The organism is Bradyrhizobium sp. ISRA436, from assembly GCF_029910015.1.
Lineage (GTDB): Bacteria > Pseudomonadota > Alphaproteobacteria > Rhizobiales > Xanthobacteraceae > Bradyrhizobium.
In genome coordinates this window covers 1921370-1945595 of record NZ_CP094519.1, presented here as the reverse complement: position 1 = coordinate 1945595, position 24226 = coordinate 1921370, and the positions used below count along the sequence as shown (strand labels likewise).

The 24226-nt window shown below is 65.6% G+C and carries 20 protein-coding genes and 1 other RNA gene; 6 read left to right on the top strand and 15 right to left on the bottom strand.

Annotated features, from left to right (window positions below; translation table 11 throughout):
- Positions 1-33 precede the first annotated feature (33 nt).
- The 10 genes from murC to rsmH form a co-directional block, all read right to left on the bottom strand.
- Complete coding sequence (gene murC, locus MTX23_RS09215; RefSeq protein ID WP_280976320.1) at positions 34-1437, bottom strand: UDP-N-acetylmuramate--L-alanine ligase; 1404 nt, start codon at positions 1435-1437, stop codon at positions 34-36.
- A gap of 126 nt (positions 1438-1563) precedes the next feature.
- Positions 1564-2664, bottom strand: coding sequence for an undecaprenyldiphospho-muramoylpentapeptide beta-N-acetylglucosaminyltransferase (gene murG / locus MTX23_RS09210; RefSeq protein ID WP_280976319.1), 1101 nt, complete (start codon positions 2662-2664; stop codon positions 1564-1566).
- Between the two features lie 35 nt (positions 2665-2699).
- Positions 2700-3851 carry a putative lipid II flippase FtsW gene (ftsW, locus tag MTX23_RS09205; protein ID WP_280976318.1) on the bottom strand — a complete coding sequence of 384 codons (1152 nt, stop codon included), beginning with the start codon at positions 3849-3851 and terminating at the stop codon, positions 2700-2702.
- Between the two features lie 854 nt (positions 3852-4705).
- The gene (gene murD, locus MTX23_RS09200) at positions 4706-6106 is read right to left on the bottom strand and encodes a UDP-N-acetylmuramoyl-L-alanine--D-glutamate ligase (RefSeq protein WP_280976317.1); all 1401 of its coding nucleotides are present in this window, start codon (positions 6104-6106) and stop codon (positions 4706-4708) included.
- A 9-nt stretch (positions 6107-6115) separates the two neighbouring features.
- Positions 6116-7222 carry a phospho-N-acetylmuramoyl-pentapeptide-transferase gene (gene mraY, locus MTX23_RS09195; RefSeq protein ID WP_280976316.1) on the bottom strand — a complete coding sequence of 369 codons (1107 nt, stop codon included), beginning with the start codon at positions 7220-7222 and terminating at the stop codon, positions 6116-6118.
- Positions 7223-8668: a UDP-N-acetylmuramoylalanyl-D-glutamyl-2,6-diaminopimelate--D-alanyl-D-alanine ligase gene (locus tag MTX23_RS09190; RefSeq protein WP_280976314.1), complete on the bottom strand. Its 1446-nt coding sequence runs from the start codon at positions 8666-8668 to the stop codon at positions 7223-7225.
- Positions 8669-8675: 7 nt separating this feature from the next.
- Entirely contained in the window at positions 8676-10202 is a 1527-nt protein-coding gene (locus tag MTX23_RS09185; RefSeq protein ID WP_280976313.1) for a UDP-N-acetylmuramoyl-L-alanyl-D-glutamate--2,6-diaminopimelate ligase, read from the bottom strand.
- 100 nt (positions 10203-10302) lie between these two features.
- A complete protein-coding gene (locus tag MTX23_RS09180; protein ID WP_280976312.1) occupies positions 10303-12063 on the bottom strand; it encodes a penicillin-binding protein 2 in 1761 nt (586 codons plus the stop codon).
- Positions 12060-12512, bottom strand: coding sequence for a hypothetical protein (locus MTX23_RS09175; protein ID WP_280976311.1), 453 nt, complete (start codon positions 12510-12512; stop codon positions 12060-12062). Before MTX23_RS09175 ends, MTX23_RS09180 begins: the two co-directional genes overlap by 4 nt.
- A gap of 2 nt (positions 12513-12514) precedes the next feature.
- Positions 12515-13510 (bottom strand): 16S rRNA (cytosine(1402)-N(4))-methyltransferase RsmH, encoded by a 996-nt coding sequence (rsmH, locus tag MTX23_RS09170; protein ID WP_280976310.1) that lies wholly within the window; start codon positions 13508-13510, stop codon positions 12515-12517.
- A gap of 468 nt (positions 13511-13978) precedes the next feature.
- Between rsmH and MTX23_RS09165 the strand changes: the two genes are divergently transcribed.
- On the top strand, positions 13979-14845 hold the full coding sequence (locus MTX23_RS09165; protein ID WP_280976309.1) for an N-acetylmuramoyl-L-alanine amidase: 867 nt from the start codon (positions 13979-13981) through the stop codon (positions 14843-14845).
- A 204-nt stretch (positions 14846-15049) separates the two neighbouring features.
- Positions 15050-15286: a hypothetical protein gene (locus MTX23_RS09160; protein ID WP_280976308.1), complete on the top strand. Its 237-nt coding sequence runs from the start codon at positions 15050-15052 to the stop codon at positions 15284-15286.
- 64 nt (positions 15287-15350) lie between these two features.
- Here MTX23_RS09160 and MTX23_RS09155 read toward each other — a convergent pair whose 3' ends face one another.
- From MTX23_RS09155 to MTX23_RS09145, 3 genes are all read right to left on the bottom strand, one after another.
- Entirely contained in the window at positions 15351-16586 is a 1236-nt protein-coding gene (locus MTX23_RS09155) for an RNA polymerase sigma factor (RefSeq protein ID WP_280976307.1), read from the bottom strand.
- 74 nt (positions 16587-16660) lie between these two features.
- Positions 16661-17014 carry a YciI family protein gene (locus MTX23_RS09150; RefSeq protein WP_280976306.1) on the bottom strand — a complete coding sequence of 118 codons (354 nt, stop codon included), beginning with the start codon at positions 17012-17014 and terminating at the stop codon, positions 16661-16663.
- Between the two features lie 139 nt (positions 17015-17153).
- Positions 17154-17594 carry a PAS domain-containing protein gene (locus tag MTX23_RS09145; RefSeq protein ID WP_280976305.1) on the bottom strand — a complete coding sequence of 147 codons (441 nt, stop codon included), beginning with the start codon at positions 17592-17594 and terminating at the stop codon, positions 17154-17156.
- 198 nt (positions 17595-17792) lie between these two features.
- On the opposite strand from MTX23_RS09145, the gene rnpB reads away from it, so the two are divergent.
- From rnpB to MTX23_RS09130, 3 genes are all read left to right on the top strand, one after another.
- Positions 17793-18207, top strand: an RNA gene (gene rnpB / locus MTX23_RS09140) — RNase P RNA component class A.
- Positions 18208-18338: 131 nt separating this feature from the next.
- Positions 18339-19997 (top strand): hypothetical protein, encoded by a 1659-nt coding sequence (locus MTX23_RS09135; RefSeq protein ID WP_280976304.1) that lies wholly within the window; start codon positions 18339-18341, stop codon positions 19995-19997.
- A 10-nt stretch (positions 19998-20007) separates the two neighbouring features.
- Positions 20008-20181, top strand: coding sequence for an RNA polymerase subunit sigma-70 (locus MTX23_RS09130; protein ID WP_280976303.1), 174 nt, complete (start codon positions 20008-20010; stop codon positions 20179-20181).
- Between the two features lie 253 nt (positions 20182-20434).
- On the opposite strand, the gene MTX23_RS09125 is transcribed toward MTX23_RS09130, so the two are convergent.
- Entirely contained in the window at positions 20435-21157 is a 723-nt protein-coding gene (locus MTX23_RS09125; protein ID WP_280978016.1) for an alpha/beta hydrolase, read from the bottom strand.
- A gap of 111 nt (positions 21158-21268) precedes the next feature.
- Here MTX23_RS09125 and MTX23_RS09120 point away from each other — a divergent pair, with 111 nt between their 5' ends.
- The gene (locus tag MTX23_RS09120) at positions 21269-22012 is read left to right on the top strand and encodes a sulfite exporter TauE/SafE family protein (RefSeq protein ID WP_280976302.1); all 744 of its coding nucleotides are present in this window, start codon (positions 21269-21271) and stop codon (positions 22010-22012) included.
- A gap of 65 nt (positions 22013-22077) precedes the next feature.
- On the opposite strand, the gene MTX23_RS09115 is transcribed toward MTX23_RS09120, so the two are convergent.
- Positions 22078-23880: an ABC transporter ATP-binding protein gene (locus MTX23_RS09115; protein ID WP_280976301.1), complete on the bottom strand. Its 1803-nt coding sequence runs from the start codon at positions 23878-23880 to the stop codon at positions 22078-22080.
- Positions 23881-24226: the final 346 nt, after the last annotated feature.

The following is a 24226-nucleotide window of genomic DNA, read 5'->3' as shown; positions in this document are numbered from 1 at the left end:
CCGGCCATGACGTGGTTGTAGAAGTGACTCCCATCACCCCAGCGCCTTCAGTTCGTCGGGCAGCGCGTAGGCCCATTGCGTGATGTTGCCGGCACCGAGGCAGACGACGAGGTCGCCGGGCTTGGCGAGACCGTGGACGATCTTCGCGAGCTCACCGGCGTCAGGCAGCGGGATCACGTTGCGATGGCCGTGGGCACGCAGGCCGGCGGCGAAATGGTCGCGGTCGATGCCGGGGATCGGCGCCTCGCCGGCTGGATAAACCTCCGCGACCACGACCGTATCGGCATCGTTGAAGCAGGTGCAAAACTCCTCGAACAGCGACTGCAGGCGGGTGAAGCGATGCGGCTGCATCACGGCGATGATCTTGCCCTGGTAGGACTCGCGCGCCGCCTTGAGCACCGCCGCAATCTCGACCGGGTGATGGCCGTAATCGTCGATCACAGTGACGCCGTTCCACTCGCCGGTCTTGGTGAACCGCCGTTTCACGCCGCCGAAGCCCGCCATGGCCTTGCGGATGACGTCGTCGGACACGCCGAGCTGATGCGCGACTGCGATCGCTGCCGTCGCATTCGAGGCGTTGTGACGCCCTGGCATCGGCAAGACGATGTCGGCAATCTCGTGCGTCGCGCCGGTGTTGCGATCGCGAATCGCGACCGTGAATTTGGAGCCGCCGCCCATCGGCGTCAGATCCATCAACCGCGCATCGGCCTGCGGGTTATGGCCATAGGTGATGATGCGGCGATCCTCGATCTTGCCGACGAGGCTCTGCACCACGGGATGATCGGTGCACATCACGGCAAAGCCGTAGAACGGCACGTTCTCGACGAAATTGCGGAACGCGTCCTGGATCGCCTCGAAGGTCTTGAAGTGGTCGAGATGCTCAGGGTCGATATTGGTGACGATGACGACGTCGGACGGCAGCTTCAGGAAGGTGCCGTCGCTCTCGTCGGCCTCGACCACCATCCAGTCCCCGGCCCCGAGCCGCGCATTCGAGCCGTAGGCGTTGATGATGCCGCCATTGATCACGGTCGGATCGAGCCCGCCGGCGTCGAGCAATGTCGCCACCATCGTGGTCGTCGTCGTCTTGCCATGGGTACCGGCAATCGCAACGCAGCTCTTCAGCCGCATCAATTCAGCCAGCATCTCGGCGCGGCGCACCACGGGAATGTGGAGCGCGCGCGCAGCCATCAGCTCCGGATTGTCGCGCTTGATCGCGGTCGAGACCACGACAACATCAGCGCCGTCGACATTCTCGGCCTTGTGGCCGACCGAGACCTTCGCGCCTTTCTTGCGCAGCCGATCGAGGTTGTAATTGTCCGAGGCGTCCGAGCCCTGCACGGTATAGCCGAGATTGAGCAGCACCTCGGCAATGCCGCTCATGCCGATGCCGCCGATCCCGACGAAGTGAATGGGTCCGATCTCGCGCGGCAGTCTCATGGCAGGTCTCGCGGTTGCTCCATCAGGCCGGGGCTTGCCCAGGCTTCGATGCCCTTATGAAAGACGCGGCTGGCCGGGACAAGGCCGGCTACGACGTCGGAGAGTCGAAAAATCATCGCGGGCCGCCTAGATCCCGGCCACTTTCGTCACCAGATCGGCGAGCCGCTCCGCGGCGTCGAGCCGGCCGGCGCCGCGCGCGGCTTGCGCCATCGCGGTCAGCTTGGTGGGATCCCCGGCGAAGGCCGACATCTCGGCGGCAAGCCGCTCGGGCGTGAAGTCGGGCTGTGCGATGCGGATTGCGCCGCCGGCCTGCGCCAGCACGCCGGCATTGGCGAACTGGTCTTGGTCGATCGCGCCCGGCAGCGGCACCAGGATCGCGGGCCGGCCGATCGCGGCGAGCTCGGCGATGGTGCCGGCGCCGGCGCGCGAGATCACCAATTGGCTCGAGGCCAGCCGTGCCGGCAGGTCGGAGAAGAACGGCGCAAGCTCGGCATTGATCTTGAGCCGGTCGTAGACGGCGCGCACCCGTGTCATGTCCTCTTCGCGCACCTGCTGGGTGACGATCAGCCGGCGCCACAGCGCGGGGTCGAGCTTCTCGATCGCTGATGGCACGATATCGCTCATCACCCGCGCGCCCTGGCTGCCGCCGACGACGAGCAGGCGCAGCGGCCCGCTCGCCTCGGGCGAGGCATAGTTCACCGCCGCGGCGGCAAGGATCGCCGGCCGCATCGGCGTGCCGACGGTGGTCGCCTTGCCGGCGAGCGCGGGATCGCGATCGAGCACGCCGGGCAGCGATGTCGCGATCGCGCTGACGCGGCTGGACAGGAAGCGGTTGGCGCGGCCGAGTACCGCGTTGGCATCGTGGATGATGCCGGGCACGCCGAGCAGGCGCGCAGCCATCAGCGGCGGCAGAGTAGGATAGCCGCCGAAGCCGACCACCGCGGCGGGTTTCAACCGCCGCACCACCCTGGTTGCAACCAGGGTTCCGTAACCGAGCGTGAACGCGGTCCGCGCCAGCGAGATCGGATTGCGGCCCCGCACCGTCGCGCTCGGCACCAGGTCGATGCTGTCGCGGGCGAACAGGCCGCCATAACGCAGCGCGCGGCCGTCGGTCGCCAGCCGGACGCGCAAGCCACGCCGCAGCAGTTCCACGGCGAGCGCTTCGGCCGGGAACAGATGGCCGCCGGTGCCGCCGGCCGCCAGTAGAATCAGGGGCGCATTGTCCATGGCTTCCAGATAGCCGAGGCTATCCTCGCAGTCACCTAAGCGTAGGCGCGCAGCGAACTGGCGCCTTCCATCGATTCGATTTCGGTGCGCGGCCGCTGCCGCGTCAATGCCAGCATCATGCCGACGCCATAAGCAAGCGACACGAACGAGGAACCGCCATAGGAGATGAACGGCAGCGTCATGCCCTTGGCCGGGATCAATTGCAAATTGACCGCCATGTTGATCGCCGCCTGCACGCCGAACATGATCGCAAGTCCCGACGCCGCGAAGCGCGAGAACATGTCCTCGGTGGCATAGGCGCGGGTCAGCGTGCGGATCACGACGAAGCCAAACAACGCAACCAGCATCAGGCAGAGGATGATGCCGAATTCCTCGGCGGCGACCGCGAACACGAAGTCGGTGTGGCTGTCCGGCAGGCTGCGCTTGGCGATGCCCTCGCCCGGCCCGAGGCCGAACCAGCCGCCGTTCCAGAACGCTTCCATCGCGGTGTCGACCTGGAAGGTGTCGCCGGAGGCCGGGTTCATGAAGCGCTGGATGCGGCCGGCGACGTGCGGCACCAGAAGATAGGCGCCGAACAGGCCGGCACCGGCCGCGCCGGCAAGCCCGAACACCCAGATCATCCGCATGCCCGCGATGAAGAACAGCGCGCCCCATACCGTCAGGATCAGCATGGTCTGACCGAAGTCGGGCTCCATTACGAGCAACGTGACCAGCAGCAGCAGCAGCACCAGCGCCATCGAGGTCGCCGGCATTTCCGGCCGCTTGGTCGATTCCGCAAACAGCCAGGCCGCGACGATCACGAAGGCGGGCTTTGCGGCTTCGGAGGCCTGGATGTTGACGCCAAGCAGCGTGATCCAGCGCCGCGACCCCTTGACCTCGGGCCCGACCAGAAGGGTCACCACGATCAGCGCGATCGAGATCGCGAACACGATCAGCGCAGTGCGCCGGATCTGCCGCGGCGTCAGGAACGACACCCCGATCAGCGCGATCAGCGACGGCACCAGGAACAGCACGTGGCGGTTGAAGAAATGGAAGGGATCGAGCCCGATGCGCGTCGCCACCGGCGGGCTCGCCGCCAGCGACAGGATCACGCCGGCCAGCATCAACGCAGCGATCGCCGCAAGCAGCAGCTTGTCGACGGTCCACCACCAGTCCGAGAACGGGGTGCGTTGGTCACGGGCGAGCATGGGTGTCCCCAGATAGCGGAGGTAACGTCCATTCGTGGCGCAGGATGGTTTCCAAGGGGTTAACGGGATGGATCACTTTTGATGGAGGCCGGCCACGCAACTTGACAGCGGCCGTGATCGGATAGGCGGCTCGCTCAGCCGTCATTTGCGAGCGAAGCGAAGCAATCCATGTCTCAACATATGCGGGGCGATGGATTGCTTCGTCGCTTCGCTCTTCGCAATGATCGCCGGCACCCGCACAGAAGTCCACGTTCTCGCGACACGATCTGTCCGAGGTTTTCATCTTCGTTGTCGCCCTCTTCAAGCAGAGGGCGCAGGGAAAGCCGGGTGCCGATCGCACCCATGGGTCCCGAGCAAATGGAAAGCTCGGGAGGTAGGACCACAGGTGAAACCGGAGCAATCCCGGCTTTCCCTGCGCGATGGGTTACGGCTTATACGTGCTCTCCCCGGCGAGACTGGGCTTTGTTGTCACCGTCATCAGCAGAGGCATAGCCTCTTGCTGACGAGACACCTGCCACTAGGGCGTCAGGCCTGCACGACTTCACCGTCCGCCTCATGCGCACTCGTCAGTTGCGCAATCGGCGTCCACCGCATCTCGACCCAACACTCATGACGATCGCGAAGCGCCCCTCAGGCGGGTGAGACGGACCAATCTATACACTGAGTTACGATTCCGAAAAACAGAAATATTTTTGCGCGAGGGGCTTGTGCCGTCGGGCAAATCAGTGGCAAGGGGCGACCTCCCTCGGCCCGTCTCCGCAAGTGCTTTAAGGCTCGTCCTGACGCCTCCAAGTCAACGGCGAGGAAGGATCGGGCAAGGTCAACTTGGTCCCCTCTCGCAGCGGTAAATGTGGTCACACCACCGGCTTCACACCCGGCAACGCGTTGACGAGATCCCGGAACGCGGCGCCGCGGATTTCGAAATTGCGGTACTGGTCGAACGAGGCACAGGCGGGCGACAGCAGCACGACAGCTTCAGCGAGCCCTGAGGCTTCCGCATCGCGCGCGGCGCTGGCGACCGCGACATCGAGCGTATCGGACATCTCGTGCGGCACGCGCTCGCCGAGTGTTCCGGAAAACTCCGGCGCGGCCTCGCCGATCAGATAGGCTTTGCGGATGCGCGGGAAATAGCCTGACAGGCTGGTGATGCCGCCGGCCTTCGGCTTGCCGCCCGCGATCCAGAAGATGTCAGCGAAGGACGACAGCGCATGCGCCGCCGCATCCGCATTGGTGCCCTTGGAATCATTGACGAACAGCACGTTGCCGCGGCGGCCGACCTGCTCCATGCGGTGCGCCAGGCCGGGAAAGCTGCGCAGCCCGTTCTGCAGCACGTCGGTGGAGATTCCCATCGCGAGCGCGCAGGCCGCGGCGCACGCCGCATTCTGCGCATTGTGCAGGCCGCGCAGCGAACCGATGCCGCCGAGCCGCGCCACCTCGCTGCGCGCCGCGCCCGATGCGCGCACGATGGTCTCGTGCTCGACATAGATGCCGTCGGGCAGCGGGTTCCGTACGGAGATGCGGACCACGCGCTTGCCGGAGCGATCGAGCCGGTCGGCGATGTCGCGGGACCAGCTGTCGTCGACACCGACGATCGACGTACCGCCCGGCTGCACACCGGCCACTAACCGCTCCTTCACCGCGGCGTAGTGCTGCAGCGTGCCATGACGGTCGATGTGGTCCTCGCTGACATTGAGCAGGATGCCGACGGAGGGATCGAGCGAAGGTGTGAGATCGATCTGGTAGGACGACATCTCGATCACGTGCACCCGCCCCATGCGCGGCGCCTCCAGCGACAGGATCGCAGTGCCGATATTGCCGCCCATCTGGGTGTCGTAGCCGGCAACCTTGGTCAGATGCGCGATCAGCGCTGTGGTGGTCGACTTGCCGTTGGTGCCGGTGATGGCGACGAACGGCGCATTCGGCGCATGACGCCGCCGCTCGCGGCAGAACAGTTCGATGTCGCCAATCACCTCGACGCCGGCCTCGCGCGCCTTCAGCACGCTCCAGTGCGGCGCCGGATGGGTCAGCGGCGCGCCGGGCGTGAGGATCAGCGCGGCGAAATTCGCCCAGGGCATGGTGCGCAAATCGGCGGTGACGAAGCCGGCCTGTGCCGCCTTTGCGACATTGTCGGCACTGTCATCGGCGGCGATCACGTCCGCGCCACCGGCCTTCAGCGCGTGGCAGCTCGCTAGCCCGGAGCCGCCGAGGCCGAATACCGCGACCGTCTTGCCTGCGAAGGAGGTGACGGGGATCATGGCCGAGGCTCAGCGCAGCTTGAGCGTGGAGAGGCCGGCGAGCGCCAGCATCACCGAGATGATCCAGAAGCGGATCACGATCTGCGGCTCGGTCCAGCCCTTCTGTTCGAAATGATGGTGCAGCGGCGCCATCCGGAACACGCGCTTGCCGGTCAGCTTGAACGACGCGACCTGCACGATCACGGAGACCGCCTCCAGCACGAACAGGCCGCCGATCACCGCGAGCACGATCTCGTGCTTCACCGCGACCGCGGTGGCACCCAGCATGCCGCCGAGCGCCAGCGAGCCGGTATCGCCCATGAAAATCGAGGCCGGCGGTGCGTTGAACCACAGGAAGCCGAGGCCGGCCCCCAGCACCGCGCCGCATAGCACGGCGAGCTCGCCGGTGCCGGCGACATAATTGATCTGAAGATAATCCGAGAACACCGCGTTGCCGGTCAGATACGAGATCATGCCGAAGCTCGCCGCCGCGATCATGACCGGCACGATGGCGAGACCGTCGAGGCCGTCGGTCAGGTTCACCGCGTTGCCGGCGCCGACCATGACGAAGGCGCCGAAGATCACAAAGAACGAGCCGAAATTGATCACGAGGTCCTTGAAGAAGGGAATGACAAGCGAGGTCGAGGACACGTCGCGCCCGAGCCGGACCAGCGCATAGCAGGCGGCGAGCCCGATCACCGCCTCGATCAGCAGCCGCAGCTTGCCGGCAAAGCCGCTGTGTGACTGCTTTGTGACCTTCAAATAATCGTCATAGAAACCGACGAAGCCGAAGCCGAGCGTCACCGCCAGCACGATCCAGACATAGGGGTTGAGGGGGTTGGCCCAGAGCAGCGTCGACACCACCAGCCCCGACAGGATCATCAGCCCGCCCATGGTGGGCGTGCCCTTCTTGGAGATCAGATGCGACTGCGGGCCGTCGGTGCGGATCGGCTGGCCCTTGCCCTGCCGCAGCCGCAAATGGTCGATGATCCAGGGCCCGAACAGGAACACGAACAGCGCGCCGGTCACGATCGCACCGCCGGTGCGGAACGTGATGTAGCGGAACACGTTCAGGGCGCTGCGAAACGGCGCAAAACCCGGGACGGTATTGGACAGATCGATCAACCAGTAGAACATTCAGAAGTCCTGTACCGCTTCTTCGTGCGCGGCCTTGTCGGGAAAGCGCTTTTCCAGCGCGCTGACGATGACCTTCATCTTCGACCCCAGCGATCCCTTCACCATGATCGCGTCACCGGTGCGGATCGCGGCGACCGCCTGCGCTTCCAGGGCCGCCGAACTCTCCGCATAGCCTCCCCGCTTGCCGGTGGAAAGGGCATCCCACAAATTCCGCATCAGCGGACCACAACAATATACGAGGTCGATCCGATTGGCCGCGACCGCCTCGATCAGGCCGCGGTGCAGCTCAGGCGCCGTCGGCCCGAGTTCGAGCATGTCGCCGAGAACGGCGATGCGCCGCCCGTGTGGCCCGACCGGAGCCTGGCCGAGCACGTTGAGCGCGGCCCCCATCGAGGCCGGGTTGGCGTTGTAGCTTTCGTCGATCAACGTGGCCTCGCCATGGCCGACCTCGAGCGTGCGCCGCACGCCGCGTCCCGAAGGCGCCTCGAGCTGCGCCAGCGACAGCGCCGCGCGCGCGATATCCGCACCGAGCAGCGACGCGGCGGCGAGCACCGCGAGCGAATTCATTGCCATGTGCCGGCCGGGCATGCCGATCTTGTAGGTGATGTCGTGATCGAGGATGTCGGCATGCACCGCCGAGCAGGTCGCGTGCAGCGAAAGGTCGATCAGCCGCGCGTCGGATCGCCCGTTGGTGCCGAACGACACGATGCGGGAGATGCCGGCCTTCTTCGCCCGCCGCTGCAGCCGCGCGAATTGCGAGTTGTCGCGGTTGAGCACGACGGCGCCGCCGGGCTCGACGCCGAGGAAGATCTCGGCCTTGGCATCGGCGATCGCCTCGATCCCGGCGAAGAATTCCAGATGCACCGGCTCGACGGTGGTGATGACGGCGACATGCGGCCGCACCATCCTGATCAGCGGCGTGATCTCGCCGGCATGGTTCATCCCGATCTCGAACACGGCAAAACGCGCGCCCGCCGGGCAGCGCGCCAGCGACAGCGGCACGCCCCAGTGATTGTTGAACGAGGCGGTCGAGGCATGGGTCTCGCCCTGCGCCGACAGCACCCGGCGCAGCGCCTCCTTGGTCGAGGTTTTCCCGACCGAGCCGGTGATCGCGATGATCTGCGTGTTGATGAGCCGGGCACGCGACGCATGCGCGAGCTCGACGAGACCGGCGAGGACGTCGTCGACCACGAGCAGCGGCGCATCGGCGGGAAATTTTGCGCGCTGTGCGGCTTCGACCACGGCAAGCCCCGCGCCGGCCTTCAGCGCCGCCGCGACGAAGCTGTGGCCGTCATGCACGTCGCCCTTGATCGCAAAGTAGGCTTCGCCCGGCGCAATCGTGCGGCTGTCGATGGAAAGGCCGGTGACTCCCTCCGGCAGCGCGCCCTGCGTCACGGCGCGCATCGCCTTCACCATCGCATCCGACGTCCACAACAATGCGCTCATGCGCTCCTCAGCTCTTTGGTTCCGCATGATCTTGCCGGAAAACCGCTGCACACTGTGCGCTAGCGCGGACCTCCGGGTCCGGATCCTGCGCCAGCGCCGCCGCCACCGCCTCATGATCGCTGAACGGCAAGGTCCTGTCGCCGACGATCTGCCCGATCTCGTGGCCCTTGCCTGCGACCAATAGCGCATCGCCGGGCTCCAGCTCCGCTATCCCGATGCGGATCGCCTCGGCGCGATCCCCGATCTCGCGCGCGCCTTTCGCGGTCGAAAGGATCGCGGCGCGGATCGCTTCCGGCCTCTCGCTGCGCGGATTGTCGTCGGTGACGATGACATGATCGGCGTTCCCGGCCGCGATCTCGCCCATGATCGGCCGCTTGCCCGCGTCGCGGTCGCCGCCGGCGCCGAAGATCACGATGAGCTTGCGCTTCGCGTAGGGCCTGAGCGCCTGCAGCGCCTTGGCGAGCGCATCGGGCTTGTGCGCGTAGTCGACGAAAATCGGCGCGCCGTTGTGCTCGCCGACAAGCTCCAGCCTGCCCTTCGCGCCCTCGAGATATTCGAGGCTGCCGAACACCTCGTCCGCGCCGCCGCCGGTGCCGATCACGAGGCCCGCCGCGACCAGCGCGTTCTCGATCTGGAACTCGCCCACCAGCGGCAGCCGGATCGTATGCCTCCGGCCGCGATGCTCGATGACGAGCTTCTGCGCAAAGCCGTCGATCGCGGCATCGACGAGACGAATGGCCTCGCCCGCATCGGCCTTGCGCCCGACCGTGACGATCCGAAGCCCGCGCGCGCGCGCCGCATCGATCACCTGCGCCGAGCAGTCGTGATCGGCCGCGATCACCGCCGCGCCGCCACTGGTGACGAGGTTTCGGAACAGGCGCAGCTTGGCATTCAGGTAATGCGCGACGTCGGGATGATAGTCCATGTGGTCGCGCGAGAGATTGGTGAAGCCGCCGGCGGTGATTCGCACGCCGTCGAGGCGATACTGATCGAGGCCGTGCGACGAGGCTTCAAACGCCAGATGCGTCACGCCGTCGGCCGCGATCTCGTCGAGTTGCCGGTGCAGCGCGATCGGATCGGGCGTGGTCAGCGAGCCGTACACGGTGCGCTTGTCCGACACCAGTCCGATGGTGCCGATGCTCGCGGAGACGTGGCCGAGCCGCCCCCAGATCTGGCGCGTGAAGGCCGCGACCGAGGTCTTGCCGCTGGTGCCGGTCACCGCGGCGATCGTTTCGGGCTGCCGCGGATAGAATCTGGCCGCGGCCAGAGCCAGCGCCCGGCGTGCATTGGTCGTGACGAAGAACGGCACGCGCAGCGCGCCTTGCGGCGGACGGTCGCCTGCGACCGCGACGGCGCCGGCCGCGATCGCCGCATCGACGAAGCGCGCGCCGTCGGTTTTGAGGCCGGTCAGCGCGAAGAACAGGTCGCCCGGCTTCACAGCCCGGCTGTCGACCGCAAGTCCGCCGACCACGACAGCATCGGCACGCGGATCGATCGTGGCGGCGTCATCGCTGAAGAGGTCGCGAAGTCTCATGATGTTCCAGTTGGCTGGCGCAACAGGCGCCGCTGTTTGAGCATGATCCGACTGGAAAAACCGCTATGCACTCTTTCCGGATCATGCTGTCTGGTACGCCTTACTGGGTTGTTCTGGATGCCGCAAGAATAAGGCGGTCGGACGGCGGCAGGTCGAATCGCGGTTCTATCCCCAAAATCGGCGCAATTCGGGCAATCACCTTGCCGCCGGTGGGCACCGCGTTCCAGCCGGAGGTGATGAACCCGTAGGTTTCCTTCAGCGCCTGCGGCTCGTCGAGCATGACCAGGAGCTGATATTTCGGATTGTCGGCGGGCAGGATCGCGGTGAAGGCGGTGAGCACGCGCTTCTTGGCGTAGCGGCCGTTGACCACCTTTTCGGCCGTGCCGGTCTTGCCGCCGATATAGTAACCCTTGACGTCGGCCTTGCGCGCGGTGCCGACCTCGGCGTTGAGGCGCATCAGATAGCGCATCTTCTCGGAGGTCTCGGGCTTGATCACTCGCTTCGCCAGCGCCATCGCTTCCGGCTCGGTCCGCTTCAGGAATGTCGGCGGAATCAAGTAGCCGCCATTGACCAGCGCATCGATCCCCATCACCGCCTGCAGCGGCGCCACCGCGATGCCGTGGCCGAAGGAGATGGTCACCGTGTTCAGCTCGCCCCAATGCTTCGGCACGATCGGAGACGCGCTTTCGGGCAGCTCGGTGCGCAGGCGGGTGAGCTGTCCCATCTTGCGCAGGAACGCCTTGTGAGCCTCGACTCCCTGCGCCAACGCGATGCGCGCCGCGCCGACGTTGGACGAGAAATAGAAGACTTCCTTCATGTTGAGGAAGCGTCCCTTCGGCTCGTCGTCGTGGATCGCGAACTTGCCATAATGCAGCGGGCCGCGCGCATCCCACAGCGAGTTGAGGTCGTATTTTCCGGTGTCGAGCGCCATCGCCAGCGTGAACGCCTTGAAGGTCGAGCCCATCTCGTAGACGCCGGTGGTCAGGCGGTTGATGCGGTCCGGATCGTGCGCTTCCTTCGGATTGTTCGGGTCGAAGTCGGGCAGCGACACCATCGCCACGATCTCGCCGGTGCGCACGTTGGACACGAGGCCGGAGGCGGCCTTGGCCTTGAACTTCTCCTTGGCCTTGATCAATTCGTCGCGCAGCGCGTGCTCGACGCGCAGGTCGATCGACAGCTCAATCGGCTTCTGCAGCCGGTCGGTGGCGAAGCCCGCGCGATGCAGATCGGCCAGACCGTTGCTGTCCAGCCACTTCTCCATGCCGGCGATGCCCTGGTTGTCGATGTTGACCAGCCCGATCAGATGGGCAACCTCGTTGCCGGTCGGATAGACGCGCTTGTTCTCGCGCAGGAAGCCGATGCCCGGGATGCCGAGGCGATGGATGTCGAGCTGCTGCTTCGGCGTGATCTCGCGCTTCAGCCAGACGAAGCCCTTGCGCGACGACAGGCGGTCGCGCACCTCGCCGGTGTCGAGATCGGGCAACGTCGCGGTCAACAGCTCGATCGCCTCGTCTTTGTCGATGATGCGGCGCGGCTCGCCGAACAGGCTCGGCGCCTTGACGTCGGTGGCGAGAATCGCGCCGTTGCGGTCGATGATGTCGGGCCGCGCGGTTGCGATCGCGTCCTGCGAGGCGGTGCGCCGCGCGCCATGGCTGTCGGCGCCGATCGCGAACAGCACCAGACGGCCGGCGAGCACACAATAGACCACGGCAAAGGCGAGGATCGCGAAGCCGACGCGGGCGCGCGCCTTCGCGGTGCGGTCGACATTGCGCCCGTACAGCAGGTTACGGATCAGCCGCTGGCGCCAGGGCTCGGCCGGTTTGTTGGCGGGCGCCGGATCGGTCGTTGCTGATCCAGTCATTGCTGATCTCCTGGGGCCTGCTCGGGTTCCGCCACGGGCGCCGTCTGGTCCGCGGCGGGCTGGTCGGCAGCGGGCGCCGAGATCGACCCCGTTGTGCCGTCGGGTTCGGCGGCCGCCTCGATCGTGTCGATCATGGCGCCGATCGGGTCGCGCGCGCCGGGCCGCGTAAAGTTCGGCGGCCGCTCAGGAAGGTTCTTCAGGGAATCGTACTGGTTGGCGTTGATCGGCTTAAGCGGCAGATGCCGCTCGACAAGGCCCTGCAGCCGCAACGGCGCATCGAGCTTGGCCCATTCGGCGCGCAGCATCGCGATCGCGTCGCGCTGCTTGCGGATCTCCGCGTTGAGCTGCAGGACGCGTTCGACGCGCGCGGTCGATTCCATCTTGATGCGGTAGACGTAGGACGCCGCGAAGATCAGCATGCCGATGACGAGAAAGTGGAGGATGCGCATCGTCAGCCTCCCCGCATCACGTCGGCGAGCCGCGGCCAGGACGGCAGGGCATCGGCCTCGTGCACCGGCGCCGCGGTCCGTTCGGCGGCGCGCAGCTTCGCGGACCGCGCGCGCGGATTGGCCGCGACCTCGGCGTCATCGGCCGCGACCGGGCGCTTGGTCAGGATCTTGAAGCTCGGCGCTGATTGCGCGACCTCGGGCATATGCCGCGATCCGGCGCTGATCTTGCCGCGCTCGGCGAAGAAGCTCTTGACGATGCGGTCTTCCAGCGAATGAAAGGAGACCACGACCAGCCGGCCGCCCGGCTTCAGCACGCGCTCGGCCGCCGCGAGCGCCTGATGCAGCTCGTCGAGCTCTTCATTGACGAAGATGCGCAGCGCCTGGAACGTCCGCGTCGCAGGGTGGATCTCGTTCGGCTTGGCGCGCACGACCCTGGCGACGATGTCGGCGAGCGCCTCGGTCGTCGTGATCGGCGCCTCCTTGCGGGCGGCGACGATCGCACGCGCGACGCCGCGCGAGTGGCGCTCCTCGCCGAAGATGTAGATGATGTCGGCGAGCTCGCGCTCGGATGCCTTCGCGACCACGTCGGCGGCGGTCGGGCCGCTCTGCCCCATCCGCATGTCGAGCGGGCCGCTGCTGCGGAACGAGAAGCCGCGCTCGGCCTGGTCGAGCTGCATCGAGGAGACGCCGACATCCATCACGACGCCGTCGACGGCATCCAGCCCCTGCGCCGCGCAAACCTCCGCAAGGTGGGAGAAGCGATCCTCGACCAGCGTCAGCCGGCCGTCGGAGCCGTCGACCAGGTCGAAGCCGCCCAGGATCGCCGTGCGGTCGCGGTCGATGCCGACCACGCGGGTATCAGCGACGTCGAGAATCGCGCGGCTGTAGCCGCCGGCGCCGAAGGTGGCATCGACATAGATGCCGCCCGCGCGCGGCGCGAGATACTCGACTGCCTCGCGGCCCAGCACGGAAATGTGACGGGAAGCATGCGCGCTCATCCGCCGCTCCCGGGCGGGGCTGCGCACGTAACATGGAATATGGACGCGCGCCGACTCATTGCGCCTCGAATCCTCGCGCCTTGGCAGGCCATTCCGATCGAAGAGCCGTTGCGAGATGCGCGCGCCGGTTCCCATTGTCGGCCGCAAATCCTGATGTCCGACCGGAATTCGCTGGGCTTCCATGGGATTTCGCGCAAAAGCGGACCTCGGCCGTCCCCCAAAGACCGGTTCGGCTCTTCACCTCTCAGTAACGGCACTTAGCGTTAAGAAACGGTTGATGATGCGTTAGCGGACTAGCAGGCCTTTTAACCGCATTCGACTGGTGCCCTTGGCACACATCCGGAGCAAAATGCGCCCGATGGAACCGGCTGGTCGATTGCACCGGCCCGCAGGGTAAAGGAATAGTAAACGCCTGTCCTTTTATACTTATGTCAAATTGCCGTTCTCCTACCGGGTTTGAGTGATTCGATGGCTTCTGGTTCGTCCACGTCTGCAAACGCTGATTCGAAGCGTCAACGGGCCCTTCCCGTCCCAAGGGCTGTTGCCGATATGACGACGTTCACGCCCGATTCCTCGATCGCGTCCGACGTGATTCCGTCGATGAACTTCGGCGAGCGCGCCAACAACCGCCAGCCCGACATGATCGTGCTGCACTATACCGGCATGCCCGACGTCGAGGGCGCGATCACGCAGCTCTGCACGCCTGGCACCGAGGTCTCGGCGCACTACATCGTGCTCGAGGACGGCCGCATCGTGCAATGCGTGCCCGAGAGCAAGCGCGCCTGGCATGCCGGCGTGTCATTCTGGGCCGGCGAGGACGACATCAATTCCTGCTCGATCGGTGTCGAGATCGTCAATCGCGGTCATGACTGGGGCTATCCGGACTTTCCGCTGCGCCAGATCGCGGCGGTCATCGCGCTGTGCCGTGGCATCATGCTGCGCCGCAAGGTGCCCTCGCATCGCGTGCTCGGCCACTCCGACGTCGCGCCGGCACGCAAGAAGGATCCCGGCGAGAAATTCCCCTGGCATTCGCTGGCCAATTCCGGCGTCGGCCACTGGGTGCAGCCAGTGCCGATCGTGCGCGGCGACGCGCTGATGCTGGGCGCGATCAGCGACGACGTCGCGAAGATGCAGGCGGCGTTCGCGCGCTACGGCTACAACATCCCGACCCACGGCAAATACGACGGCGCGACCATGGAAGCGGTCACCGCCTTCCAGCGCCACTTCCGCCCCGAACGCATCGACGGCATCGCCGACCGCTCGACCATGGCGACGCTTCACGCGCTGCTGGCGAGCCTGCCGGAGGACGCAACGACGGCGACGCCGGCGAGATAGCCGATCCACATCGCTAAGCTCACTGCGGTGCAGAGGCGCGGCCTCGCTTGCCCCTTGCGGAGCCTGCGCGACCTGCCCCGCAACGGCGAAATCGGCAAAGGAATCCGATCCGATAATTTCCGGCCGCATGAGCGTGCCCGAACGGGAACTTTTCACCATCGCGCCGATTTTTTTTGTTGGGGCAGTTTGACTGGAGATTGGTCCATGTTCAAAGCACTCATTGCAGGCGCTGTCGCCATCGGCCTCGCCGTCGCTCCGGCAGCCGCAGGCGCCATGACGATGCAGCACAAGACCCACAAGGTCCATCATGCGAAGAAGATGACACCCGGCACCACGACCGGCATGTCGAGCGGAAAATCGAGTGGAACAGCGACCCAAAAGCCGAGCGGAACGGCGAATCAAAAAACGAACGGCGGTGGAACGACAAAACAGGGCTATTGAGCACGTCGAACGTCGCGCGCCCGCTGGCGCTCGTTGATGGTTGATGCACGAAGATGAGGTGACGTCACCTCATCTCCGCTATGCGCCGTGCATAGAGTCGACGCAACGGCTCCAATTGCGTGGCATCGGTCGCGAGGAGATACGCTTTTCGCGCCTCCTCATTGCGGCCGAGCCGCCGTAACAGGTCGGCGCGCACCGCGGGGAGCAACTCGTACCCTTTCAGCCTGCCGCGTGCCTCAAGCGCATCGATCAGGTCGAGCGCGCGCGCCGGACCGTCGACCATCGAGACCGCGGCGGCGTGGTTGAGTTCGATCACCGGCGACGGGCTGATCCGCAACAGCACCTGGTAGAGGCCTGCGATCTGCGGCCAGTCGGTGTCATTATAGTTGGGCGCCCGCGCATGCAGCGCGGCGATCGCGGCCTGCACCGCATAGGATTGCGGCCGGCCGGGCATCCGCAGCGCCTGCTCGACCAGCCTCAAACCCTCGGCGATCTGGTTGAAATCCCACAATGTGCGGTCCTGCTCCTCGAGCAACACGATGTCGCCGCCCGTGGTCTGGCGGCCGGCGCGGCGCGCGTCGTGCAGCAGCATCAGCGCCAGCAATCCCTTGATCTCGCCGCGGGCGGGCATCAGTGCATCGAGCAGCCGCGCCAGCCGGATCGCCTCCCGCGCCAGATCCGGCCGCATCAGGTCCTCGCCCGCGGTGGCGGCATAGCCTTCGGTAAAGACGAGATAGATCACCGCGAGCACGCCGTTGAGCCGCGGCTCGAGCGCTTCGCGCTCCGGCACCTCATAGGGAATGCCGGCGAGCCTGATCTTCTGCTTGGCGCGCAACAGCCGCTGCGCCATCGCGTCTTCGCTCACAAGGAACGCGCGCGCGACCTGCGCCGTGGTCAACCCGCACACCGTGCGCAGCGTCAGTGCGACCTGAACCTCCTCGGCAAAGGCCGGATGGCAGCAGGTGAAGATCAGCCGCAGCATGTCGTCATCAAGCGTGGCATCGGCCGGCTCGGCCGGCGGTTCCGCATCGAGCTGCATCTGATGCGTCAGTTCCTGCTGCTTGCCGCGAAAGGTCGCGGCGCGGCGCACGCGGTCGATCGCCTTGTTGCGGCCGACATTGACGAGCCATGCGCGAGGATTGGACGGCAGCTCGCCGATCGGCCAACGCTGCAGCGCCACCGCGAAGGCATCCTGCAGGGAATCCTCGGCAAGATCGAAATCGCCGACGAGGCGGATCAGCGTGGCCAGCGCCCGCCCCGCCTCGTCGCGAAAGATCTTCTCGATGTCGCCTGGGGTCATGACGTGCTCTCGGAGAAACGTCGTTCCGGGGCGCACGCGCTTGCGCAAGCACCCCGGACATGACGGCTCCGTCATCAATTGTCGTAGATCATCACCGGCCGGACCTCGATCGAGCCGGTCTTGGCGCCGGGAATTCGCGCGGCGAGGCCAAGCGCGGTGTCGAGGTCCTTGGCGTCGACCAGATAGTAGCCGGCGAGTTGCTCGCGGGTTTCCGCGAACGGGCCATCGGTGGTCAGGATCTTGCCGTCGCGGACCCGCACCGTGGTCGCGGTGGTCGTGGGCTGCAGGCCGTCGCCGGCCTTGAAATGACCGCTCTGAATGATGGACTGGGTGTAGGCGGCGTACTCCGCCGAGACTTTCTTGCGCTCGTCCGGGTTCGTATGGGCCAGGTCCGCTTCGTTCCGGTAGATCAACAGCAGGTACTGCATCTGAAATCTCCTCTTGGTCGGCTGGATCGCCGACACCCAGTCGAACGGGCGACACGCACAACGACATCGTAGTGGAGAATTTTTTAGCGCGGCGCAGAAACCTAACTGCAAGCCGCGCCCGCGGCAATTCGGTCCGGTCTCATGGATGGGTTTTGGCCTGCTCGGACTGCGCCAGCCGGCGTCTCAACTCCTTCATCTCCTCGAAGCGTTTGGTCACGTCACGCATGACGGCCGCCGTGCCGACGACCTGCTGCCCGGCGTCGTGCAGCATCACAATGGTAAATTCGACGGAGATACGCCGGCCATCCTTGGCGAGAGCGGGCACCGAAAGCAGGTCGCCATGACCGTAACGGCTGGTTCCCGTCTCCATGACGTGGCGATAGCCGGCCCAGTGGCGTGCGCGCAGGCCTTCGGGAACAATGAGGTCAAGCGATTGTCCGACGGCTTCCTCGGCCGAGAAGCCGAAGATCCTGACCGCGCCGGGATTCCAGAACGTGATGCGGCCTTCGCGATCGGTCGCAACGACCGCATCGGACGCACCGTTGAGCACCGCTTCTCCCACGGCTGCAGCAATATTCATCGTTCATCTCCTGCTTATTCCGAACCTGCTCTGGGCCCGGACGCTCGCGCTGGCAAGCGCAGAAATGACAATGCGCAGCCGCCGCCGGCGTGGTTCCGGCGCTGCGCTCGACACCCTGCGCCGAAAATCACGGATGCGGCTGGATTAACTATCGCAACCGCTTGACGCGGCGCATCAAAACCCCCATGCCATAGGGCGTCAGTCGGCCGGACGGCCGTTCCCGCAAGTGCCGAAAGGCCGCGGGAGAGGAAAGTCCGGGCTCCATCGACATGCGGTGCCGGATAACATCCGGCGGGGGTGACCCCAGGGAAAGTGCCACAGAGAACGAACCGCTCCCTCCTCGGAGGAAGTAAGGGTGAAAAGGTGCGGTAAGAGCGCACCGCGTTTCCGGCAACGGCGACGGCATGGCAAACCCCACCGGGAGCAAAACCGAATAGGGACGGCAACGCGGTCAGTTCGCGACATCGCGATAACACCGCAGGGCGATGTCAGGCCCGCTGTCCGGGTAGGTTGCTCGAGGCAAGGTGCAAACCTTGTCCCAGAGGAATGGCCGTCACGTACCATTCGCGAGAATGGTGCCCTACAGAACCCGGCTTACAGGCCGGCTGATGCTCTGCAAATGAGGGGCTCGGCGCAGCACGCCGGGCCCCTCGCCATTTGGCGGTACCACTTCGCACGCGCTGTGATGGAGCCGAGCTCTTTGGTAGGGTGCCGAACCGGCGCTGCTGCATCAGGACAAACGGCATGACCTATTTTGATCTCGGGCCGTACAGCCGCAAAGTCACCACGTCCTCCCCCGACGCCCAGCTTTGGTTCGACCGCGGGCTCAACTGGGTGTTCGGCTTCAACCATGGCGAGGCCATCAAGTGCTTCCAGAAGGCGCTCCAGCATGACGCCGAATGCGCCATGGCGCATTGGGGCATCAGCTATGCCGCGGGGCCGAACTATAATCTGCCCTGGGTTCGCTATGACCCGCAGGGGCGCCAGATGGCGCTGTCGGCCTCTTACGATGCCATGCAGCAGGCGCTCGCGCATGCAGGGAAGGCGAGTCCAGTCGAACAGGCGATGATCAACGCCCTGCCCGCGCGTTATCCGCAACGCGAGGCGATCGACGACATGACGCCGTGGGACAAGGCCTTCACCGCAGAGATGCGCAAAGTGTTCAAGGACTTTCCCGATGATATCGAGGTCCGCGCCGTCCTTGCCGAAGCGATCATGAACGAAACGCCGTGGCAGATGTGGGACCTACCCTCCGGCAGGCCGACGGAAGGAGCCGGCACCGAGGAATGCAGAGCGCTCCTCGAAGGCGCGTTCGACAAAGTCCCGGCGTCGTGGAATCATCCGGGCCTGCTGCATCTCTACGTTCATCTGATGGAGATGTCGCCCTTCCCGCAGCTGGCGATGCGGGCCGGCGACCGGTTGCGCGCGATCGTGCCCGACGGCGGTCACCTGATCCACATGCCGACGCATCTCGATGTGTTGTGCGGTCAATACAACGACGTCCTGCTCTACAATCAAAAGGCGCTGAAGGCCGACCGGAGCTTCCTCGCCTATTCGGACGATCCGGGCGTCTATTTGATCTATGTCGTCCACAACTTCCACTTCGCTATCTACGGCGCGATGTTCCTTGGCCAGTACACACCCGCCATTGCAGCGGCCGAGGAGTTGATCGCCACGGTGCCGGAACCGGTTCTGCGAATTCAATCGCCGCCAATGGCCGATTTCCTCGAAGGCTATCTGACGATGAAGCAGCACGTTCTCGTGCGCTTCGGAAAATGGCGCGAGATCATCGAACAAGAGCTCCCGGAGGATCGCCACCTCTACTGCTCGGTGACGGCCATGATCCACTACGCCAAGGCGGTCGCGCATTCCGCGCTTGGCAATGTCGCCAAGGCCGAAGCCGAGAAGGCCCTGTTTGCGGCAGCGAAGGCCCGCGTGCCGGAGGGCAGACTCGTGCACAACAACAAGGTCTCGAACCTGCTCAATGTCGCCGACGCGATGCTCAATGGCGAGCTGGAGTACCGCAAGGGCAATTACGACATTGCGTTCGCGCATCTGCGCGGCTCAGTCGAGCTTTCCGACGCGTTGCCCTACGATGAGCCATGGGGATGGATGCAGCCGCCCCGCCATGCGCTCGGCGCGTTGCTGCTCGAGCAAGGACGAATCGAGGAAGCCGAGGCGGTCTACCGCTCCGATCTCGGCCTTGATGGCAAGCTAAGCCGGGCCTGCCAGCATCCCGACAATCTGTGGTCGCTCCACGGGCTGCACGAATGCCTGGCTCGGCGCGGCGAGAAGGTCGAGAGCGCGCTGATCAAGCAGCGGCTCGATCTCGCGCAGGCGCGCGCGGAGATCCCTATCAAGGCATCCTGCTTCTGTCGACGAACGGCGCTAGCTGCCGCGTAAGGGATTCCAGATGGACCTGCGGAAGATCATCGAGGCTGCACGTGAAATCAACGATCGGACAGGCGCTGTCACCTCCGATCAGCTCAACGAGCTGTGCCCGAAAGAGCTCTCGCTTGAGGACGTCCAAGCCCTGCTCAAGGCGCTGAGAGATGAAGGGATTCAACTCGCAGACAAGGAGACCTGACCAACGGGCCCGGAGCCGGATGTCGATCGCTTCCAGCGGACGCGGTTCGCCTGGCGTCAGAACGACCCGACTGCGGTTCCAATTGCGATCATGGCGGCGAGCGCGATGGTCAAGCGGCCTGAAGCTGATCCCGTCAGCGCCGCCAGCAGGTGCGTCGCGACGGCAAGCGACACCAGCGGGCCGCCGGGTCTTGGCCGATTGGTCAACGTTCTCGAAAATGCGACATGCACGCGTGGTGTGAGCCTGCCAGTTCCTATGCCGGCCGCGCCGCGACCTCCATCAACAGCGCCATCAGCGCTTCCGGCGCGGTGACGTTCGGCGAGTGGCTGGCGTCGATCTCGAAATAACGCCAGCCGGCTTCGTTCTTCGTGCGCCGGGCAAACTGGCCGAACGTGTCCGCCGGCGCGATGCGGGTGGCGTAGATGTAGCTGCGCGGCAACGTCGGTTCGCCGTGCTGCAGCTTCAGCTTCTGCTCGAAACATTTGAGCGGCATGCCGACGCGGCGCGCGGTCAGCCATTCGACGTCGGCGGGCGAGGTGTCCGGCGGTGTCGGCATCGGCGGGATGCGCCAACCGTCGCCGTTCCGCGCGGCGTCCCGCATCTGCTCGATCGCAACCTCGTTGAGGTCGAACAGCGATTGTCCGTCGCGCGGCACGAAGGCATCGAGATAGATCAGCTGCGCGACGCGCTCGCGCGCGCGATCGGCGACGCCAGTCGCAACCATGCCGCCATAGGAGTGGCCGAGCAGCACGATGTCGCGCAGATCGTCATATTTGATGACGGCAAGCACATCCTGGATGTGGGCTTCCAGGTCGATCGACGGATTGGCGAGATGCGCGCGCTCGCCGAGCCCGGTGTAGCTCGGGGTGACCAGCCGGTGCCCGGCGGCCTGCATCAGCGGATGCATCTTCTTCCACGCCCATCCCGCCGACCAGGCGCCGTGGCAGACCAGAAAGGTTTTGGACGAACTCGTCATCATGGGGCACGCTTCCAGTTTCGATTATGGTTGAAGAGCCGAGATTTCGAATAGTACCCGCTGCTGTCGTCGTGTAAACGTCGCCGCAATGACCAAGAAAATGAGACGACGATGACCGCCGCGAGCTACGCGATCCTGTTCTCCGGCGCGCTGGCCGGCGGATTCGTATCCGGCCTCGCCGGCTTCGGCACCGCGCTGATGGCGCTCGGCATCTGGCTCTACGTTCTGCCTCCGACGCTGGCGGTGCCGCTGGTGCTGATCTGCTCGGTGATCGCGCAGGTCTCGACGCTGCCATCGATCTGGAAGATGATCGATTTCCGCCTGATCTGGCCCTTCATCATCGGCGGTCTCGCCGGCGTACCGATCGGCATCCTGCTGATCGCGCATGCCGATCCGATCGTGTTCAAGCGGACCATCGGCGTGTTCCTGGTGGTGTTTCCCGTCGTGCTTTACTTCCAGCGGACGCCGACGGCGATCCGCTTCGGCGGCAAAAGTGCCGACACGGCGATCGGTTTCGCCGGCGGCATCCTCGGCGGCCTCGCCGGCCTGTCCGGTCCGCTTCCCATCCTGTGGGCCAGCCTTCGCGGCTGGGGCAAGGCGGAGCGGCGCGGCGTCTTTCAGACCTTCAATTTCACGATCCTTGCGACCGCGCTGTGCGTGCAGATTGCAAGCGGCCTGGTGAAGGCCGAGATCGTCTGGCTGGTGCTCTGCGCGTTTCCCGGCACGCTGCTCGGCGCCTGGCTCGGCTCCCGCGTCTATCACGCGATGAGCGACCGCAATTTTTCCGACGTCGTGCTGGGGTTGCTCGTCCTCTCCGGCATCGGGTTGCTGTGGAGCGGATTTGCGGCGAGATAGCGCGCGCGGAGCCGTCAGCGGAGCGCGACTAACCGGACATCAGCCCGTCAGCCGCGCGCCGCCATTCACTCCGCCGCGTCGATCCGGTCGAACTCGGTCACCTGGCGCTCGAACAGGCCGCGGTAGATGCCGCCCGGTCGCGCGGTCAGCGCCTTGTGCGTGCCCTGCTCGACAATCTCGCCGCGATCGAACACCAGGATCCGGTCCATGCTGCGCACCGTCGACAGCCGGTGCGCGATCACGATCGAGGTCCGGCCCTTCATCAGCCGCTCCATCGCCTCCTGGATCAGCGCCTCCGATTCCGAATCGAGGCTCGAGGTCGCCTCGTCCAGGATCAGCACCGGCGCATCGGCCAGGAAGGCGCGTGCCAGCGCCACGCGCTGCCGCTCGCCGCCCGACAGCTTGACGCCGCGCTCGCCCACCAGCGTGCCGTAGCCTTTCGGCAGCCGCATGATGAAGTCGTGCGCATTGGCAAGCCGCGCGGCCTGCTCGATCACGTCCATGCCGGCGCCGGGACGGCCATAGGCGATGTTCTCCGCCAGCGTCCGGTGGAACAGGATCGGCTCCTGCTGCACGATCGCGATCTGGCTGCGCAGCGACTGCTGCGTCGCATGCGCGATGTCCTGACTATCGATCAGGATCCCGCCGCCGGAGACATCGTAGAGCCGCTGCACCAGCTTGACGAAGGTGGTCTTGCCGGAGCCCGAGCGCCCGACCAGGCCGACGCGCTCGCCCGCGCGGATGTCGACCGACAGCCCGTCATAGAGCGGGCGGCGATGCCCGCCATAGTGGAACGTCACGTCGTCGAACACGATGCGGCCGCCCTGGATGTCGATCGGGCGTGCGTCGACGGCGTCGACAATGCCGAGCGGCTCGCCATGGATCTGCACCAGCTCCTCCATGTCGTTCACCGAACGCTGCAGGTTGTTGATGTGCATGCCGACATCACGCAAGTAAGCGTGGATGATGTAGTAGCTGGTCAGCACATAGGTGACGTCGCCCGGCGTGGCGTGGCCCGCCGCCCACAACAGGATCGCTCCGCCGATCACGGACGCGCGGAAGCACAACAGCACCAGGAGCTGCGCGGTCGCGGTGTGGTTGTAACGGAACCAGGTCCGCCGCACCCGCCTGCGCCAGCGGCTGATGACGCCGGCAAGCCGTGCGTCCTCGCGAATCTCGGCGCCGAACGACTTCACCACCGCGTTGCAGGTCAAGGCATCCGCCAGCGTGCCGCCGACCTTGGTGTCCCACGCATTGGAGACGCGCGCGGCCGGTGCGACATAGCTGACCTGGAACGCCATGGTCATGGCGACATAGATCACCGAGCCGACGGCGATCACCGCGCCGAGCTGCGGCCAGTGCATGCCGAGCAGGATCATCGAGCCGACCAGCACCACCAGGGACGGCAACAGCGCCATCAGGATGGTGTCGTTCAGGAGATCGAGCGCCCACATGCCGCGCGTGATCTTGCGCACGGTCGAACCCGCGAACGAGTTGGCGTGCCAATCCGTCGAGAAGCGTTGCACCCGCATGAACGCCTGCTGCCCGACATCGGACATCGTCTTCAGCGTGAACGGCACGATCGTCTCGATGCCCACGAGCCGCAGGATCACCGACAGCGCGCCGAGCGCGACAATCGCGCCGAAGGCGATCATCGCGGCATGGCGCGCGACGGGATCGGAGGCGCCCGCGGTCAGCGAATCGACCAGATGGCCGGAATAGACCGGCATGAACAGGTCGGCGGCGGTCGCGCCGAGGAATCCCGCCGTAACCACGGAGGCGCGCAACGGCTGTTCCAGCCAGTGGCGGAAGACGAACGGCAGCACGATCCGGATCGCGGCCGGTCGCCTGGTCTTTTCATTGATCATGGCACATTCCGGCCACGCTTTTGCCGCGCCGGCCGGCTCCATCTGGAGCGACGTGCGCACGGAATCGGAGCGCGAGCGTCGCTGATAACTATCGGTAACGTGTTGGGAAGCTTGAGTGATCGGGATCAGGCCCGATCAGAGCTGGGAGCTAACGCGCAAGCGCATCCAGCATCATCGAACGCGGGCGCGCGATCTGCGAATTAAACGACTTCATGCGCATCTCCCCGGTTCGAGTAAGGAAGTGCCGCTTATAAGTGCATCACGCGTGATTTGCAAGATGACATCCGCGTGAGTGCGTCAATGTGTCGGCGATGCGACCATGCCCCGTCACCTGCAGCGTACCCGC